This is a genomic window from Nocardia uniformis NBRC 13702 (genome assembly GCF_001613345.1).
Lineage (GTDB): Bacteria > Actinomycetota > Actinomycetes > Mycobacteriales > Mycobacteriaceae > Nocardia > Nocardia uniformis.
In genome coordinates this window covers 112,534-127,612 of sequence record NZ_BDCE01000019.1, presented here as the reverse complement: position 1 = coordinate 127,612, position 15,079 = coordinate 112,534, and the positions used below count along the sequence as shown (strand labels likewise).

General features: G+C 65.2%; 13 protein-coding genes. 9 read left to right on the top strand and 4 right to left on the bottom strand.

Features of this window, described 5'->3' with window-relative positions; genetic code table 11:
• Positions 1-124: 124 nt before the first annotated feature.
• Positions 125-1,225, top strand: a complete 1,101-nt coding sequence (locus NU1_RS05495) for a fatty acid desaturase family protein (protein WP_084521024.1) — start codon at positions 125-127, stop codon at positions 1,223-1,225.
• Between the two features lie 205 nt (positions 1,226-1,430).
• A complete protein-coding gene (locus tag NU1_RS05490) occupies positions 1,431-1,961 on the top strand; it encodes a hypothetical protein (RefSeq protein WP_157551999.1) in 531 nt (176 codons plus the stop codon).
• A gap of 15 nt (positions 1,962-1,976) precedes the next feature.
• Here NU1_RS05490 and NU1_RS05485 read toward each other — a convergent pair whose 3' ends face one another.
• Positions 1,977-3,197: an acyl-CoA dehydrogenase family protein gene (locus tag NU1_RS05485; RefSeq protein WP_067518010.1), complete on the bottom strand. Its 1,221-nt coding sequence runs from the start codon at positions 3,195-3,197 to the stop codon at positions 1,977-1,979.
• A gap of 442 nt (positions 3,198-3,639) precedes the next feature.
• On the opposite strand from NU1_RS05485, the gene NU1_RS05480 reads away from it, so the two are divergent.
• The 6 genes from NU1_RS05480 to NU1_RS05455 all read left to right on the top strand — a co-directional run bounded on the left by NU1_RS05480 (position 3,640) and on the right by NU1_RS05455 (position 9,776).
• Positions 3,640-4,104 (top strand): hypothetical protein, encoded by a 465-nt coding sequence (locus tag NU1_RS05480; protein WP_067518375.1) that lies wholly within the window; start codon positions 3,640-3,642, stop codon positions 4,102-4,104.
• Complete coding sequence (locus NU1_RS05475; RefSeq protein ID WP_174565934.1) at positions 4,091-4,630, top strand: hypothetical protein; 540 nt, start codon at positions 4,091-4,093, stop codon at positions 4,628-4,630. Before NU1_RS05480 ends, NU1_RS05475 begins: the two co-directional genes overlap by 14 nt.
• A gap of 218 nt (positions 4,631-4,848) precedes the next feature.
• Entirely contained in the window at positions 4,849-6,141 is a 1,293-nt protein-coding gene (locus NU1_RS05470) for a condensation domain-containing protein (RefSeq protein ID WP_067518003.1), read from the top strand.
• The gene (locus NU1_RS05465; protein ID WP_067518001.1) at positions 6,138-7,388 is read left to right on the top strand and encodes a glycosyltransferase; all 1,251 of its coding nucleotides are present in this window, start codon (positions 6,138-6,140) and stop codon (positions 7,386-7,388) included. Before NU1_RS05470 ends, NU1_RS05465 begins: the two co-directional genes overlap by 4 nt.
• Positions 7,389-7,396: 8 nt before the next feature.
• Positions 7,397-8,644: a glycosyltransferase gene (locus NU1_RS05460; RefSeq protein ID WP_067517999.1), complete on the top strand. Its 1,248-nt coding sequence runs from the start codon at positions 7,397-7,399 to the stop codon at positions 8,642-8,644.
• A 112-nt stretch (positions 8,645-8,756) separates the two neighbouring features.
• Positions 8,757-9,776: a TerC/Alx family metal homeostasis membrane protein gene (locus NU1_RS05455; RefSeq protein ID WP_067517997.1), complete on the top strand. Its 1,020-nt coding sequence runs from the start codon at positions 8,757-8,759 to the stop codon at positions 9,774-9,776.
• 5 nt (positions 9,777-9,781) lie between these two features.
• Here NU1_RS05455 and NU1_RS05450 read toward each other — a convergent pair whose 3' ends face one another.
• Together NU1_RS05450 and NU1_RS05445 are read right to left on the bottom strand one after the other, a co-directional pair.
• Positions 9,782-10,648 carry a MinD/ParA family ATP-binding protein gene (locus NU1_RS05450; protein ID WP_067517995.1) on the bottom strand — a complete coding sequence of 289 codons (867 nt, stop codon included), beginning with the start codon at positions 10,646-10,648 and terminating at the stop codon, positions 9,782-9,784.
• Positions 10,649-10,987: 339 nt separating this feature from the next.
• Positions 10,988-11,572, bottom strand: coding sequence for a TetR/AcrR family transcriptional regulator (locus NU1_RS05445; protein ID WP_245719958.1), 585 nt, complete (start codon positions 11,570-11,572; stop codon positions 10,988-10,990).
• A 117-nt stretch (positions 11,573-11,689) separates the two neighbouring features.
• Between NU1_RS05445 and NU1_RS05440 the strand changes: the two genes are divergently transcribed.
• Positions 11,690-13,201, top strand: a complete 1,512-nt coding sequence (locus tag NU1_RS05440) for an amidase (RefSeq protein WP_067518371.1) — start codon at positions 11,690-11,692, stop codon at positions 13,199-13,201.
• Between the two features lie 314 nt (positions 13,202-13,515).
• Here NU1_RS05440 and NU1_RS05435 read toward each other — a convergent pair whose 3' ends face one another.
• On the bottom strand, positions 13,516-14,997 hold the full coding sequence (locus tag NU1_RS05435) for an MDR family MFS transporter (protein ID WP_067517994.1): 1,482 nt from the start codon (positions 14,995-14,997) through the stop codon (positions 13,516-13,518).
• Positions 14,998-15,079: the final 82 nt, after the last annotated feature.

Sequence of the window (15,079 nt, the reverse complement as noted above, 5' to 3'; positions counted from 1 at the left end):
GGGTCCGTTTACCTGATGGTGGCCCGCGCACGGCATGCTGTGGGGAGGCAGGCGAGCGGTAGTGCGCTTGGAACCATTGCTGACCAACAACACAGCAGGATGTGCAGAGCACGTGGTAATGGAAATGACGCAACTTCTCCCTGCTCCGAAGACGGTGAACCGGCAGGTGGCGGTGCCCGATGCAGTACCGACGCGTGGCAGTGACTATGCGGGGTTGTTGCGTCGGGTGCGGCAGGCGGGCCTACAGGATCGGCAGTTGCGGTACTACGGCTGGAAGAGCGCGATTATCGCGGTGGCCTTCGTGGCCGGTTGGGCGGCGTTCGCTGCCCTCGGTGACTCATGGTGGACGCTGGGCGTCGCCGCGTTCCTGGCCGTGGTGTTCGCCCAGATCGCGTTTCTCGGTCATGATGCCGGGCACCGGCAGATCTTCCGCACCCGGCGAGCCAACTATCTATTCGGTGTGATTGCCGGGAATCTCGGTATCGGGCTGAGTATCGGCTGGTGGACCAGCAATCACAATCGGCACCATGCCCACCCCAATACCGAGGATGCCGATCCTGACATTTCCGGGATTCTGGCATTTTCCGGCGATCGGGCGGCGAATGGAAAGGGCCTCCGGCGGTTCATCTTCCGGTACCAGGCCTGGCTGTTCTTTCCGATGTTGCTGCTCGAGGGCTGGAGTCTGCACTACTCGAGTGTGCGGGCGGTGCTGCGGTGGCCGATCCCGAACCGCCGTCTGGAGGGTGCGCTCCTCGCCGCGCATGCCATCGGATACCTCGCCGCGGTGTTCCTGGTTCTCTCGCCGGGCAAGGCGCTGGTCTTCATTGTCGTGCAGCAGGGGCTGTTCGGGTTGTACATGGGCTGCACCTTCGCGCCCAATCACAAGGGGATGGAGGTTCTTTCGGCGGGGGACTCCACCGACTTCCTGCGCCGTCAGGTACTCACGTCCCGCAATGTTCGCGGCAGTTGGTTCACCGACGCGGCGCTCGGCGGCCTGAACTACCAGATCGAACATCACCTCTTCCCGTCCATGCCGCGCCCCAGTCTGCGCCGGGCCCAGCCGATCGTCGCGAACTTCTGCGCCGAGCTCGGGGTGCCGTATGTCGAGACCAGCCTCCTCGACTCCTATGTCCACGCCCTCCGCCATCTCGATTCGGTCGGCCGATGTGCCAGTGATTCGGCATCCGACGAAAATCGTCGACCGGCGGATCTCGTCGGACGGTAGGAGCTTTCGAGAAGCCTTGATCAGCTGAGGGTGCGGAAGAAGTCGCGCACGTCCCCGGCGAGCAGATCCGGGACCTCCATCGCGGCGAAGTGGCCACCGTGGTCGAACTCCGACCGGTACTGAATCAATTGCACTGATATCGCGCCGATTTCGCGCGATACTGATGCGCGAAAGCCGGTGTTGCGGTTGTGAACGTGGGGGAAAGATGTTGAAACGAAGCTGGATTGCCGTTGTCGCGGGCGTGGCGGCGGTAGCGGTCGGTGGCTGTGGCAGCTCGGAGGATGCGACCGGTTCCGCGACGACGTCGCGAGCGAGTCAGGTTGCTACCTCGAGCTCTTCCAGCACATCGACAGCGCCACCGGCACCCCTGCTGAACCGTCGCGCCGAGAACGGCCAGATCGTCCAACAGGATGGCCTGGTGGGGGCGGGGAACCTGACCATCGTCAATGGCAACAGCTCGGATTTCGCGGTGGTGGTGACCAATAGCGATCCCAAGGCGCCGCAGGCGACGATCTACGTGCAGGCCAATTCCGAGGCCACGCTCAGCGGTATCGCGGGCACCTATTTCGTCTACCTGAAGTCCGGCACGGATTGGGACGACGCCACCCTCACCTTCACCCGCGACCGCGACTTCTCGAAGTTCGACGACCCATTCGATGCCGGATCCGATTGGGAGATAACCCTGCAGCCGTCGATCGGCGGCAACGCCAGTACCAGTGACGTTCCCGCATTCTGATCGACGAGCCGCGCGCTACCTGCCGAGCAGGCCCTTGGCGATGTGGGTGACCTGGATTTCGTTGCTGCCCGCGTAGATCATCAGGGATTTGGCGTCGCGGGCGAGCTGCTCCACCTTGTACTCGGTCATATAGCCATTGCCGCCGAACAGCTGGACCGCTTCCATGGCGACCTCGGTGGCGGCGCGGGAGGAGTACAGCTTCATGGCCGATGCCTCGGCGAGGGAGACCTGCTCGCCTGCGGCGGTGCGCTCGATGGCGTTGAACACCATGTTCTGCACATTGATTCGGGCAACTTCCATTTCAGCGAGCTTGAGCTGGATGAGCTGGAACTGCCCGATGTCCTTACCCCACAGCGTGCGGGATTTCGCGTAATCCACGCAGAGCCGGTGACATTCGTTGATGATGCCCAGCGCCAGTGAGGCGATCCCGATGCGTTCGGCGGCGAAAGACTCTTTGGCACTGTCTTTTCCGTCGCCTTTGGCGGGGTTCTCGGTCTCGCCGAGCAGCCGATCCGGGGTAATGCGCACATTGTCGAAGAACAGCTCGCCGGTGGGGGAGGAGTTCATACCCATCTTCTTGAACGGTGGGCTCTGGACGAAACCGGGCATGCCCTTGTCCAGGACGAATGTCAGCACCTTGCGGTCGCGTCGGTCGACGCCGTCTTCCTCGTCCAGTTTGGCGTAGACGACGGTCACGTCCGCGTACGGGCCATTGGTGATAAAAGTCTTGCGGCCGTTGAGGATATAGTCCGCCCCGTCGCGGCGGACATAGGACTTCATACCGCCGAAGGCGTCCGATCCGGAGTCGGGTTCGGTAATCGCCCACGCGCCGACCTTCGCCATGGTGACCAGCTCCGGCAGCCACCGCTTCTTCTGCGCGAGCGTGCCGCGACTGCGGATGGTGCCGACGGCGAGCCCGAGACTCACCCCCATCGACGCCACCAGGCCGAGGCTGATCCCCGCCAGCTCGCTATTGAGAATGACCCCCATACTGCCCGCCCCGCTGAATCCGCCACCCGGCTTGCCCGAGGTCCCGGCCTCCTCCCGCGCGAGAGCCTTCTCGAGCCCCTCCCTCGCCATCTCGTCCAGGCCGAAGGTCGAGTACAGCTTGCGGATAATGTCGAACGGCGGCAGCGCACCACTTTCCAGCTGGTCGACGTGCGGCGCGAGCTCCTTGTCGATGAACCCGCGCAGCGCGTCGCGGAACATCAGGTCTTCGTCGGACCACTTGTACATGTCGTGAACTCCCGAGGGATTGCCGGAACGGTTCCTCAAATATAGAACACGTTCCAATTCGGTTCGGCCCGCACTGCCTATCAGGTCAAGTTGAATTCCGTCGATAGGTCACCTTCCTGCTCGATACGGCGGTCGTCGCGGTACTGCCGGTGCATCCGAAGATAAACAGCCCCCGCACCGGTGAACCACCTCACCAAGGTGGGGTCATCGTCGGGAAAGTTAGCTTTACAGTCTGTCACCCGCAGGCCATATGTGCGTCACCCCGACGGCGAACTATCAGGCGCACAATGATTTCCGCACCCGGCACCAGGGTCTGGACAACCCGCCCGTCGGCTCGGCCCCGGATTCGACGCGAACCCCTCGTCTGCATTCGCGTCGTCCACGAAATTCGCCGATCCCCCCGGGTACCGGGTGCTCGTCACTTGCCTTGGGAGGTATCGCGATGTTCGAATCCTGCCGTTCTCCACACGAATCGGCCCACTTGCTGCGGGGGCGCTATGGGCTCCCGGTGGAGCTGTTCGCCGATCGTCCCTTTCTCACCGTCGGGCCCACCGTCGAGGCGATCAGTCTCCCCGAGCGGCTGTGCCGATCTGTTCGGGACCACCTATCGCACCTACCGGCCACCCCCGCGGTCGCCGATCCCCGCGATCGGAACTGGTCATTCCTGATCGCTCCGCCCGCTCCGTATCACACTGTTCCCCAACAACTTCGCCGCCGACTACTGGCGCACGGCGTTACGGTACCCGAGCCGGGCGGCCGAGTGATGCTGCCGCTTTCCGATTACCCGCTCGGTTGGCACTGGGCATGTGAACCGGAACCCGGTCGACTTCGCCTGCCGAACCGCGCGGTCGTACTGGGTGCGGTACGCCTGGCGATACTCCAGGGAGCCGGTCATGTCTCCGCATGAGCGTGGCATGAGCGTGCCCGCTCGGCTACCGGACTGGCGCGACCTGCTGGCCGCGTTCGGCGGCCATGGTGACCGGGCGGAACGGCACCCTGTGGTCCGCGCGGCGGCAGGGCTGGCCGAACTCCACCGCCGACGTCGCGCTGAACCCGGTCGAACAGCCGAGATCGACTGCTGCCGAATGGAAATCATCGCCGATATCGACAGCTGGGTCAGCGCTCGACCGACACTTACGTATCGGACCCGCGCCCTGCGTTCCGAGTCACTCGGCGGCATTATCGACCGCATGGCGGCCGCTCATGTCCACGCCGATCTCCTGATACATTCCACCGTCGACATTTCCGACGAACGCGTACATGCCGCCTGGCACCGGTTGGCCGCCCTCGCCGACGGCTGGACTGCCCAGGTGGCCGCGCTCGCACACGGTGACCTCCCGCTGCCGCCTCGTCATGCGGCTGATAGCGGGGTCGCCGTCGACCGGCGACGAAGCGCGGAATCCGAAGGGTGCACTCCGGGACGCTCCACGTAGTGGGCTCGCCTGTGCGGGATCGGTGCGCGTGGTCGGTCGAGGGTGCGTAATGCGGTCCCTCGGCTGCGGAGGAATACCGCTACGTGGCGACCCGGTGCCCCTGCCGGTGGTACCGGCGAGCAGTGGGTATACGGCCGGTGGTACCGGGCAGATGGCGAGGTCCTGACTGGGGTACCCGAGGAGTTGCCCGGGGGAGTTTCGCATCCAATATTGGCTTGATGAGTGAAACGCGTTCGGAGCAACCGAATCTGCGCCCCGGGCGGCTCACCGCCGCCGCCAAGAAATTCCTGACCTGGGACCCGAATCCGGACGTATTCGGGATTACCATCCCCTGTCCGGTACCGGTGTCGATGGGGTTGGAACAAGCGCGGCATTTGCTGAACGCGCTGATCGACAATCACGAGTCACTGCGGAGTCGGTACAGCTATGGGGAGGACGCCGCATGTCTCGTAGCACCACCCTCCGGTGGTGAAATCGACAGCGCCAGTATCGATGTGCGTGTGATCGATATCGAGGATGTGGGTCCCGAATCGATCCAGCGGGTGATGGAGGAGGAGACCGCCGAGAACAACTCCCGGCTCGATCCTCCCGCGGGCAGGGTGCTGTGTGCGGCGTTGCTGACGCGGTCTACGGACGTCAATATTCTGCTGCTCACCATTCACCACATCGCCACTGACGGCGTCGCCACCTGGGTGATGTGGGATGACGTCGCGACCTACGTTCGGCAATGGGAAGCGGGCGAACCTATTTCGCTATTGCCGGAGCAGACGACCGCCTCGGAGTGGGCCGCTTTTCTGGACGAATACGCCCGAACACGTACCGGCGAGTTGGACTATTGGCTCGGGACGACCGATATCGAACCCTATGTGACGACCCGGCCGGCGGAACCGGAATCCGCCTACCTCGACGGTGTAATCGAGGGATCTCTCGCGGTGCGTCTGCTCGACGAACTACCCGCCGCGCTGGATGCGTCGTATACCCGAATTCTGCTCGTCGCACTGGGTTTGGCCATCGAGGATGTCACCGGCCGGGCCCGTCCCATCCAGGTGCAGAAGCACGGTCGCTACAGTCGACTCCGCCCGGGCACCGACCTCAGCCGGACGGTCGCCTGGCTCTCCGACGACTATCCATGGCTGGTGCAATCGGTAGCCGGAAGCCGCGGCGAGCGCATGCAGGATGCCATTGCCCACTATCCGAAGAATCCCGAGGATTTCACCCTGCTCTTCTGGCATGCGCCCGAGAACTGGCCGCACGTAGTCGAATTCAATGGTCCGAAGTTCTACTTCAACTTCCTCGGTGATGTCGGCGTGTGGATACCGGGCGCGCATTCCCGCGAACAGGCGCGCCTGACGGTATTCGACCTGAGCATGTTCCTCGGTACGAGTCAGAACGACGGGGTGCAGCGCGTGCACTACTCGGTCCACTCACCGACCGGCGGGATAGGTATAGATCGGGTGAACGAGATCGTGTCGCAGTGGTTGTCGATTATCGAGACGGTGGATGTCGCATGAGCAGAATCATTATCGTCAGCATCGGCAGTCGCGGGGATATCGCGCCATTGACCGGTCTCGGGGTGCGATTGAAGGAGGCCGGACACCAGGTCGTGATGGCCGCGCACTCGGTATTCGATGAGCTGATCACCGGATGCGGGCTCGAATTCCGGGAAATGGCAACCAATCTCGATATCGATATGACCAATCCGGATGTGGACAAGCAGAAGGCGGGATTGAAATTCGCCGTACCCGCCGGTGTCCGGGCCACGGGGGAGGGCATGATCGCGGCACTGCGCGACGAACCCGCCGATCTCCTGCTGCTCCCGCAGTTGACCGAGCTCGCCGGGCTCGCACTCGCGGAGGCCAAAGGTATTCCGGCCATCGGATTGCGCTTCCAGCCGATGTCCGCGACCGCCGCCCATCCACCGTCCTCGATGGGCGTGTGGTCGCTGGGCGGCATCGGCAACCGGCTGGCCGCCGATATCGGCACCTGGCTCGTCGACCGCATCTATGGCGGGGTGGTCGCCGGTTTCCGCCGCGACCTCGGGCTGCCGGCAGTCTCGGTGCGCGAACTCCGCCGTCGCCGCACCGCCGCCGAATGGCTGGTACTGCACGGATATTCGCCCGTCGTGGTGCCGCGCCCCGACGATTGGCGACCCGGCCTGGAGGTCACCGGCTACTGGTGGCCGCCCCGCCCGCTGGATTGGGAGCCGCCCGCCGATCTGGTGGACTTCCTCGATGCCGGACCGGCACCGGTATTCCTCGGCTTCGGCAGCCTGGTCGACAGCACCGCGCACAGTGCCGAAGTATCGGAAATCGTGGGCAAGGCGCTGCGGCAGGCGGGTGTGCGCGGAATCGTGCAGGCGGGCTGGCTGCAACTCGATGTCACCGGCGACGACATCATGACCATCGGCGAGGTCCCGCATGATTGGCTCTTTCCCCGGATGGCCGCGGTCGTCCACCACTGCGGTGCGGGAACCACCGCCGCGGGCCTGCGGGCGGGAGTTCCCGTAGTCGGCGTGCCGTCGTACTCGGACCAGCCGTTCTGGGCGAAACGCCTCACCGATCTGGGGGTCAGCGCGGGCACCATCGCGCACGACCGGCTGTCGGCGGACCGCCTCGCCGCCGCGATCCGCACCGCCATCACCGACCCCGCGCTGCGGGAGAACGCCACTCGCGTGGCTGCTCTGCTCGCTGCGGAGGACGGCATCGGCGAGACGGTGAAAGCCATCGAAGCCCAGCTCGCGGTGAACTCGAAGTCCTGAGGAGAGTTATGAGCAAGATTGTGATCGTCGGAATCGGTACCCGGGGCGACGTCGCACCGCTGACCGGCATCGGGATTCGTCTGCAAGCGGCCGGTCACGACGTTGTCATAGCCGCGCACGAGCCCTATGCGGAGCTGATCGAGAACTGTGGGCTGCGATTTCGCCTGCTGGAGTTGAACTTCGGTTTCGAAGGCAGCTATGCGGAGGTTCAACGCCAGCATGTCGAGGCATTCAACACCCCCGACGGGTTCCGCGTCATCGGCGAGGGCGTGATCACGGCGCTACTGGCGGAATCCGCCGATCTCCTCCTGCTCACACCGTGGGCCGAATTCGCGGGCCACCCGTTCGCCGAAGCCTACGAAATCCCCACCATCGGAGTGCGATTCCAGCCCCTGTCGGCCACGGCCGACCATCCACCGTCGGTCATGGGCGTGTGGTCGGCCGGTGCGACCGGCAACAGGTGGGCCGCCGACCTCGGCGCCTGGGTGGTGGATCGACGCTACCGCGCGGTCGTCGGCGATTTCCGGCGGGAACTCGGTCTGCACAAGGTGCCGGTCCGGGAACTGCGCCGCAACCGAACGGCGGCGCAATGGCCGATACTGCACGGATATTCGCCGCTGGTCGCCCCGCGTCCCGCCGATTGGCGGCCCGGACTCGACGTCGCGGGCTTCTGGTGGCCGGCCCGCCCCACGGATTGGAAACCACCGGCGAACCTGGTGGAATTCCTGGAGGCGGGCCCGGCACCGGTATTCGTCGGTTTCGGCAGCAATATGAACAACGAGAAGCGCGCTGCCGAACTGAGCACGACAGTGCGAACAGCATTGCGCCGCGCCGGTATTCGCGGAATCGTCCAGGCGGGTTGGACCGTTCTCGACGTGGCCGATGAGAACGTGATGAACGTCGGCGAAATCCCCTACGACTGGCTGTTCCCTCGGGTGGCGGCCGCCGTGCACCACAGCGGCGCGGGCACCTGCGCCGCCGCCCTGCGCGCCGGGGTGCCGACCATCGCGGTGCCCCAGAGTCCCGAACAACGGTTCTGGGCACACAGATTCGAGCTACTCGGCGTAACAGCCGGAACCGTTCGCCAGCCCGATCTCACCACCGAATGGCTGACCGACGCGATCGCGAGAGCGGCCACCGACAGTCGGCTCCGCGCGAATATCGCACGCGTCGCCATGCGACTCGACGAGGAGGACGGCGAGGGTGTGGTGCTCCGGACGGTCGAGGCCGTCCTCGAACGATCGGCGACCGTGTGAGTCGCGCGCGGCGGGCCGGTTGAGACGGAGTGGTTGGGCGAGTTGGGCTGCGTGTCGGCCCGCTGTCTGTGAGAGTTGACGCCGAAGGAGTGAATCGTAACGGAGGAGACCCGTGCTCGACATCAGCATCCTTACCTGGGCCGTCACCATCGGCCTCATCCTCGCCCTGCTGGCCGTCGATCTGATCGCCGCGGCGGTGAAGCCGCATCGGGTCGGATTCCGTGAGGCCACGGCGTGGTCGGTGTTCTATATCGCCGTCGCTATCGCATTCGGGGCGTGGTTCACCGCGCGGTACGGCAGTGGATTCGGGGCCGAGTACTTCGCCGGGTATGTCGTCGAGAAGAGTCTGTCGATCGACAATCTGTTCGTCTTCGTGATCATTATGACCACGTTCGCGGTGCCGGAGGAGCACCAGCACAAGGTGCTCACCTTCGGCATTGTGCTCGCCCTCGGTATGCGCGCGATGTTCATCGCGCTCGGTGCGACGCTGCTGGCCCTGTTCTCCTTCATGTTCCTGCTGTTCGGACTGCTGCTGATCTTCACCGCGGTACAGCTTTTCCGACACCGCGACGAGGACCCGGATATCGACGACAATGTGATGGTCAAAGCGGCGCGCCGGTTGCTGCCGGTCACCGACGACTATGTCGGCGGCAAACTCGTCACCCGCGTCGACGGCCGCCGGATGGTGACCCCGCTGTTCGTCGTACTGATCGCCATCGGCAGCATTGATCTGCTCTTCGCGCTCGACTCCATACCGGCGGTCTTCGGCGTGACGAAGGAGCCCTATATCGTCTTCGTCGCCAATGCTTTCGCGCTGCTCGGCCTGCGTGCGCTGTACTTTCTCGTCAAGGGTTTGCTCGATCGGCTGGTGTATCTGTCCGCTGGCCTGGCGGTGATCCTGGCGTTCATCGGCGTCAAGCTCATCCTGCATTGGGCGCATGTCGATATCGATACGCGGGTGCCCGAGATCTCGACCGCGTTCAGCCTGGGCGTGATCATTGTCGTGCTGGTGGTCGTCACGGTGGCGAGCCTGATCAAGACGCGTCAGGATCCGACCGTCAAGGCGCATGCCGGTTCGCTGCGCGCGCACCCTTCGACGTTGACCGACAATGCGGAAAGCCACACCGGCTGACGGAATTACCTGAGTAGGTTGATTATCTGGCGGTACGCGGCGCGGGTCGGGGGTGCCAGCCGGGTCCAGGTGATCGGGCCGCCCGCGGCGAGGTGATGGTCGTAGGGGATTTCGGTTACGGCGCGGACGAATTCACCCAGATAGGCGCGGGCGTGCTTGGCGACCGACGGGCCGTCGCTGGGGTGCTGTCTGGTCACCACGATGACGGCGTCTTCCAAAATGTATTGGCTGTAGTTGTCGTCGAGCCAGATCAGGGCCGGTCTGAGCCGGTTCACGGCGTCGGGACGGGCGGCGAGGGTGATGACCAGGGTGATCCGGGAGTCCGACAGCAGCGGGGCGATCATGCGATTGGAAACCGGAGCACCACCGTCGTAGACGGGTAGGCAGCCCGCATCGGAGAGGTCGCGATGCACGGAGGCATAGGTTTCGCGCAGCGGTAGCGCTTCCGGCCCGCGCGGCAGCACCCCCACCCGGGCGCTGTTCTCACCGCACGCCTCGAGGACGGTGGAGGAGAGCCCGCGATGGCTCATACTCAGCCAGGTCTGCACGGTGCCGGACGGGTCGATCATGTCGCAGCCGCGACGGGCGAGGTCACCACCGGTCGGGGTGGCATCGACCACGATCGGCGAGCGCTCCTTGTATCCGTAGGAGGCCGCCGACGCGATTCCCAGTGCTGTGGTGGTGGAGCCCGCACCTCCGGAGCTACCCATCACCAGTACCGGTGGCAGGTTGGCCCACAGCAGAATTCCGTCACCGCCGTGCAGCCGCACCACATCGGTGGGCGTCCCGGGCGGGGCCGGACGGAGCAGCCGGGCCAGATCCGTCGGAGTGGAGGAGAGCTTCGCGGGATGATCGGGGAAACGGTCGAACACTCGAGATTCCTTTGTGCGTGCGACATTCGGATCTGTGGAATCGCCGGATGGCGCCGCGTCGTCGAAAGCGGCGGTCAGCCATCGCGTGAACGATCAGTAGCGCGCCGGAAGATCCTCCGCTCGTCCGACACCACACCGTGTCGACGAGATCCCCCTGCGCTACGACATATTCGATGAAGTCTTCGGTTTCTGCCCCCCGCATACCCCCTACGGTCACACGTCGAAAACACAGCTCAAAAGAGTTGGAGTGCAATGCCTTTCAGCGTCGCTAGATAATACACCGATCGTGTGATCGTGAGGGTTCGAAGAGAATTGTGGGAATTGCTTGCCCGCTCGCCCCTATCGCGCACTCGTCAGAAAGTCCACAGTCGACTCGAACGCCTCGTTCACCCGGGCGGTGTCGCCGGTGGAGATGAGATCGAGTTGCAGGCCGCGTATTTGGGCGAGCAGGAATGTGGCTGTGCGGGAACGGTTCTCCGGCGGCCATTGATAGCGGGCCAGTTCGCGTTCGATGACGGTGAGCCAGTCGGTGACGAGGCGTGCGGCCGGATGGTGCGGAGTGCGCGCGGCGACGGCGACGAGTTCGAACAGGATCAGGAACTGGCGTTGTTCGCGCGGCTGGCACAGGTGGTTCCAGACGGCGCGCAGCAGGGCGGCGGGAGACTCGACGCGGCGGATCTCCGCGGCGAGCAGGCGCTCTTCGAAGTCGGTGCGGATATGTTCGAGGACCTCGTTCACCAGGGCGTCCTTGGTGGCGAAATGTCTGATCAAGGTGGCGTGACTGATGCCGAGGGCCTGGGCGACCGGGCGCAGGGAGAGATCACTGATGCCATGGTCGAGGACGTACTCGGTGGCGGCCGCGAGTAGTTCCGGGCGGCGATGCCGAAAGCGCAGCGCACGGCCGTCGATCTTGTTCTCGCTCACCGCAGGCAGCTTATCCGGTCCCCGCATACCGGAAATTTTACCGTTCCATCCGGTTACGTAACCGACCGGTACGGCTATTCTGCAGGGGCGGATCGATCCGTGAGTGAGGAGATGACGATGAGGTTCGACGAATACCGCGCACACGACGCGGTCGGACTGGGCGAACTGGTCGCTCGGGGTGAGGTACGTCCGAGCGAGTTGCTCGAGCTGGCCCTGGACCGCCGCTCGGCCGTCGATCCGGTGATCAATGCGGTGAGTCTGCTGATGGCGGAAACCGGTAAGGAGCTCGCCGAGCGTCCGGCGGGTGACGGCCCACTCGCCGGGGTGCCCTTCCTGCTCAAGGATCTCGTTCAGGACTTCGCGGGATACCCGACCTCCGGTGGCACCGGACCCCTGCGCTCGGTGCGCGCCACGCGACACAGCATTGCCGTCGAGCACTGGGTCGCCGCCGGTCTCGTGATCTTCGGCAAGACGACCACGCCGGAGTTCGGCAGCAAGGCGATCACCGAGACCAAAACGTTTGGCGCTACCCGCAATCCGTGGGATCCGAGCCGCACCCCGGGTGGTTCGTCAGGGGGTTCGGCGGCGGCGGTCGCGGCGGGCATTGTGCCGGTGGCCGGTGCCAGCGACGGGGGCGGCTCGATTCGAATTCCGGCCGCCTGCACCGGATTATTCGGTCTCAAAGCAGGGCGAGGGCTCATTTCGAGTGGTCCGGTATTCGGGGATCCGCTCTTCGGCGCGGTCAGCGAGGGAGTCCTATCGCGCAGTGTGCGCGATACGGCGGTCATGCTCGATATTCTGAGTCCGCCGGATCCCGGCGGGCCATTCACGGTAAAGCGTCCGGATCGACCCTTCCGCGAGGCGGTGACGGAGCCGCCGCGCCGACTGCGCATCGGCTTCACCCACGAATCACCCATGGGCACACCGGTGGATGTCGAGGCGGTCCGCGCGGTCGAGGACGCGGCACGACTCCTGGAAAGCCTGGGCCACACCGTCGAACCGGCCGCACCCGCGATCGACGGCAAGCAGGTGGCGGTGGATTTCATGACCGTCTGGACCGCATCGGTCGCCGCCGAACTGGCGCATGCGTGCCGGGTGAGTGGTGCGCCGCCAACCGATTTCGATATCGATACCCAGGTACTCGCCGCCATCGGCCGCGCGGTCTCGGCTCCGCGACTGATGGAGGCGCATGCCCGCTGGAATGTGTACACCCGCGCCCTCGGTGAATTCCACGCCACCTACGACCTGCTACTCACTCCGACCCTGGCCGAACCGCCGCTGCGTATCGGCCAGAACCGCACCCCCGCCCTGGCCGACACCCTACTCCCGCCACTACTGCGCCTCGGTGTGGGAAGAATACTGTCCCGCAGCGACTTCTACCTGGACCTGATGACCGCGAACCTCGCCGCGGTCCCGTTCACGCAGCTGGCGAATATCACCGGCCGCCCAGCGATGAGTGTGCCGACGCACTGGACCGCGACCGGCCTACCCATGGGCACCCAATTCGTCGGCCCCTCGGGCAGCGAATACCTGCTCCTGCAACTGGCTGCCGAAATCGAGAGTGCGCGACCGTGGTTCGATCGCTGCCCGGACGAGAAGGGTTTGGTGCGGCCGAAGTCGGCTCGCTGAGCGTGGTGCCGGAATACCGCACGTCTCATGGCGAAACCGGCCCGTCATCGCGGCGCGGCGAACCGTCCGTCATTCCGGCGCGCGAACGGGCCCCGCCATTCCGGCGCGCTTCTTGGCCGGAATCCACACTGTGCGGCATGCGCTTTCGGGTGTGGATTCCGGCCACACGCACGCCGGAATGACGCGGGTGTTGCGCGCGGAACCCTTGACCATGCGCTTAGCCGCTGTGCACCGGTCCTGTGCGATGGCACAGGTAGGCCGAAAAACCCCGAATCGCACGGCCTACCGCGCGATTCGGGGTTCGTCTCGTTCGATCAGTCCTTGACCAGTTGGGCCTCGGCCAGTTCCGATTCCAGCCCGTCGATATCGTCGGGCGACTCCTCCGGGGCGCTGGCCCGGTTCGGCAGGAGCACCGCCATGACGATCACGAGGATCGACAGTGCGGCGGAGACGGCGAACGCCCAGCGCATTCCGTCGAGGGTCGCCGTGACCGGCTCGGTGCCGCTATCGATCAGAGCCGTACTGCGGGCGGACATTACGGTCACCACCAGGGCGGTGCCGAAGGCCGCGGCGACCTGCTGCAACGTACCCAGCATGGAGCTGCCGTGCGAGTACAGGTGCGGCGGCAGCGCGCCCAGACCCAGGGTGAAGACCGGCGTGAAGGCCGCTGCCAGGGAGATCATCAGCAGGATGTGCAGGGCCAGCAGTTGCCAGTACGGCATGCTCATCGAGATCTGGGTGAAACCGGCCAGGGCGACGGTAATGCCGATCGAACCGGGGACCACCAGCAGCCGACCACCGAAGCGGTCGAACAGGCGGCCGATTGTCGGGCCGAGCAGGCCCATGGCCAAACCGCCGGGCATGACGAGCAGACCGGTCTGCAGGGCGCTCAGGCCGCGCAGGTTCTGCAGGTAGAGCGGCAGCAGGATCATCGAGCCGAGCATTGCCAGGAACGCGATCGACAGCAGGACGAGCGCCTTGGAGTAGGTGCCGGACAACAGCACGCGCAGGTCCAACAGCGGGGTGCTGGTGCGCTGCAGGCGCAGCTGACGGGCGACGAACACCCCGATGAGGAGCACGCCGACGGTGAAGATCAGCGCCGGGCTGACGACATTGCTGGGCTCGAACTTGCTGAGCCCGTACACCAGGCTGCCGAAGCCGAGCGCCGCGAGCGCCACGCTGGATACATCGATCGCACCGGCCTGCGGTTCGCCGATATTCTCCAGATGCCGCAGACCGAACCAGGTGACCGCACCGGCGATCGGGAGAACCAGCACGAAAAGCCAACGCCACGAACCGACCTGGAGCACCAGGCCCGAGATGACCGGGCCCATGGCCGGAGCCACCGAAATGGCCAGGGTGACATTGCCCATGACGCGGCCGCGGTCCTCTTCGGGAACGACCGTCATCAGGGTGGTCATCAGCAGCGGCATCATGACCGCGGTGCCACCGGCCTGGATGATCCGGCCGAGCAGCAGCACCACGAAGGTCGGGGCGACCGCCGACAGCGCGGTGCCGAACAGGAAGACGCCCATGGCAATGGCGTAGGCCCTGCGGGTCGTGACCCGCTGCAGGAACCAGCCGGTGGCCGGAATGACGGCCGCCATGGTGAGCATGAACGCGGTGGACACCCACTGGGCCGACCGTTCGGTGACCTCGAGGTCGGCCATCAGGCGCGGAATCGCGTTGATCATGATGGTTTCGTTCAGAATCACCACGAACGTCGCGAGCACCAGCAGCCGAATCACGGTCGGTGTCCGCCCACCGGTTCTACTGGCGGATAAAGCGGCGGGCATTCGGGTACCTCCGGGGCGTTCGTGAGAGCGGGGCGACGTGTGCGTGGGCCGAGGTCGAGTCACTGGGCGCTGTCTCGGCGCT

What these genes read in the sequence shown, in the direction of transcription:
- NU1_RS05460 (WP_067517999.1), top strand. Translation starts at nt 7,397, where the DNA reads ATGAGCAAGATTGTGATCGTCGGAATCGGTACCCGGGGCGACGTCGCA.
- NU1_RS05475 (WP_174565934.1), top strand. Translation starts at nt 4,091, where the DNA reads ATGTCTCCGCATGAGCGTGGCATGAGCGTGCCCGCTCGGCTACCGGAC.
- NU1_RS05435 (WP_067517994.1), bottom strand. Translation starts at nt 14,997, where the DNA reads ATGCCCGCCGCTTTATCCGCCAGTAGAACCGGTGGGCGGACACCGACC.
- NU1_RS05480 (WP_067518375.1), top strand. Translation starts at nt 3,640, where the DNA reads ATGTTCGAATCCTGCCGTTCTCCACACGAATCGGCCCACTTGCTGCGG.
- NU1_RS05440 (WP_067518371.1), top strand. Translation starts at nt 11,690, where the DNA reads ATGAGGTTCGACGAATACCGCGCACACGACGCGGTCGGACTGGGCGAA.
- NU1_RS05470 (WP_067518003.1), top strand. Translation starts at nt 4,849, where the DNA reads ATGAGTGAAACGCGTTCGGAGCAACCGAATCTGCGCCCCGGGCGGCTC.
- NU1_RS05485 (WP_067518010.1), bottom strand. Translation starts at nt 3,197, where the DNA reads ATGTACAAGTGGTCCGACGAAGACCTGATGTTCCGCGACGCGCTGCGC.
- NU1_RS05490 (WP_157551999.1), top strand. Translation starts at nt 1,431, where the DNA reads ATGTTGAAACGAAGCTGGATTGCCGTTGTCGCGGGCGTGGCGGCGGTA.
- NU1_RS05495 (WP_084521024.1), top strand. Translation starts at nt 125, where the DNA reads ATGACGCAACTTCTCCCTGCTCCGAAGACGGTGAACCGGCAGGTGGCG.
- NU1_RS05465 (WP_067518001.1), top strand. Translation starts at nt 6,138, where the DNA reads ATGAGCAGAATCATTATCGTCAGCATCGGCAGTCGCGGGGATATCGCG.